Source organism: Actinomadura sp. NPDC048032 (assembly GCF_040653175.1).
Classification (GTDB): domain Bacteria; phylum Actinomycetota; class Actinomycetes; order Streptosporangiales; family Streptosporangiaceae; genus Spirillospora; species Spirillospora verrucosospora.
The window spans coordinates 1-1,939 of sequence record NZ_JBEZJP010000744.1 but is presented as its reverse complement, the minus strand read 5'-3'; the positions used below and the strand labels follow the sequence as shown (position 1 = coordinate 1,939).

Here is a 1,939-nt window from a genome sequence, read left to right as displayed (position 1 = left end):
GCCGGAGACCCGGCGCCGGGCGGCCGTCCTCACCGCCGGTGAGGGCGGAGCCGGTCATCCCTTGATCGCGGTCCACGCCTGGGTCCACTTGGAGTAGTCGACGCACTTGACGTCCTTGCGCCCGTCGAGGCACTGCGCGATCGGCGTCGTCCAGAAGTGCACCTGGGAGAAGTAGTTCTCGTCGGTGGCGTGGAAGGTGTCGCAGAACTTCTTGTCCGCGGTCTCCTGGCACGCCTTCGCGTTCGCCGGGGCCTCACCGAACCACTCGGCGACCTGCGCGTTCGCCTTGGGAGAGACGATCCAGTCCATCCACTTGTAGGCGCAGTTGGGGTTCTTGGCCTTCGCGCCGACCATCCAGGTGTCCGACCAGCCGGTGGAGCCCTCCTTGGGCAGGGTCACCTTGACCGGGGCCTTCTCGCCCTCCGCGAGGTTGGCGATGACCTGCCACGTCGTCCCGAGGACGGAGTCGCCGCTCTTGAACGCCTGGACCTCCTTGGTGTAGTCGGACCAGTACTCGCCGATGAGCCCGCGCTGGGTCTTCAGCAGTTCGACGGCCGCGTCGAACTGCTTCTGGTCGAGCGAGTACGGGTTCTTGATGCCGAGTTCGGGCTTGGCCGTCTTGAGGTAGAGCGCGGCGTCGGCGATGTAGATCGGCGAGTCGTAGGCGGTAATCTTCCCCTTGTACGGGGAGTTGGCGTCGAACACCGCGCCCCACGAGTCGGGGGCCGTCTTGACCTTGTCGGTGCGCCACATGAGCAGGTTGGCGCCGCGGCCGTGCGGGATGCCGTAGGCGACGTTGTTCACCGAGTTCCAGGGCTTGTTCTTCAGCCCGGCGAACACGTCGGCGTAGTTCGGCACGAGCCCGGTGTTGACCGGCGCGACCGTCCCGGAGGCGATCAGCCGCAGCGAGGCGTCGCCGGAGGCGGAGACCGCGTCGTACTCGCCGGTCTTCATCAGGGTCACCATCTCGTCGGACGTGCCGGCGACCTTGGTGTTGACCTTGCAGCCGGTCTGCTTCTCGAACGGGGTGACCCAGTCGACCTTGGGGTCGTTGGAGCCGTCCTCGGCGTACCCGGCCCAGGCGACCAGGTTGACCTGGCCCTCGCTCTGGCCGAGCGACTTCTGCATCGGCACCTTGGGGACCGGGAAGGCGCCCTGCCCGGCTCCGGTCGCCTTGTCGCCCGAGTCGCCGCCGCAGGCGGCGGCCGCGAGTCCGATCGCCAGCGTCGCCGCGGCGGCGGCCGCCATGCGCGTGGACCACATGGGGAACTCCTTATTGTGGGGGTTTTTTTCGGGGGTTCGGTGGGGTGGCTCAGGGGGTGGGCGCCGGCGTGGAGCCGGCGCCCGCCAGGTGGAACTCGTGCGCCTCGTGCCAGCTGATCCGGACGCGTGCGCCGCGCCGGCCCATCACGTCCATGGAGGAGGTCCGCAGGTTCTGCTGGAGCGCGACGACGCGGCTCCCCGACTCCAGGTCGATGACGAAGCGGGTGACCGCGCCCGCGTAGACGACCTCGGCGATCGTGCCGAGCGCCTGCCGGTCCCCCGCGTCCGGCCCGTCGTCCCGCGCGCCCTCGCCGTCCATGTGGACGGCGATCTTCTCCGGCCGCACGCAGACCTCGCCGATGCGGTTGGTCGTCCCGACGAAGCCGGCCACGAACTCGGTGGCCGGCCGCTCGTACACCTCGGCCGGCGTGCCGACCTGCTGGACCCGGCCGCCGTCGAGGACCGCGATCCGGTCGCTGAGGGTCAGCGCCTCCTCCTGGTCGTGGGTGACGAACACGAAGGTGATGCCGGCCCTGCGCTGGATGCTCTTCAGCTCGACCTGCATCTCCTCGCGCAGCTTCAGGTCGAGCGCGCCGAGCGGCTCGTCCAGCAGCAGCACCTTCGGCTCGTTCACCAGCGCCCGGGCGAGCGCGACCCGCTGGCGCTGGCCGCCCGA

2 protein-coding genes are annotated in these 1,939 nt (G+C 69.7%); both read right to left on the bottom strand.

What is annotated here, in order from left to right:
* Positions 1–54: 54 nt before the first annotated feature.
* Positions 55–1,263: an ABC transporter substrate-binding protein gene (locus AB0C69_RS41775; protein ID WP_345186152.1), complete on the bottom strand. Its 1,209-nt coding sequence runs from the start codon at positions 1,261–1,263 to the stop codon at positions 55–57.
* Between the two features lie 49 nt (positions 1,264–1,312).
* On the bottom strand, positions 1,313–1,939 hold a 627-nt coding region (locus AB0C69_RS41770), incomplete at its 5' end, for an ABC transporter ATP-binding protein (protein ID WP_360362364.1).

Bases quoted from the DNA above. Each gene is read 5' to 3' on its own strand.
- AB0C69_RS41775 (WP_345186152.1), bottom strand. From the start codon at position 1,263: ATGTGGTCCACGCGCATGGCGGCCGCCGCCGCGGCGACGCTGGCGATC.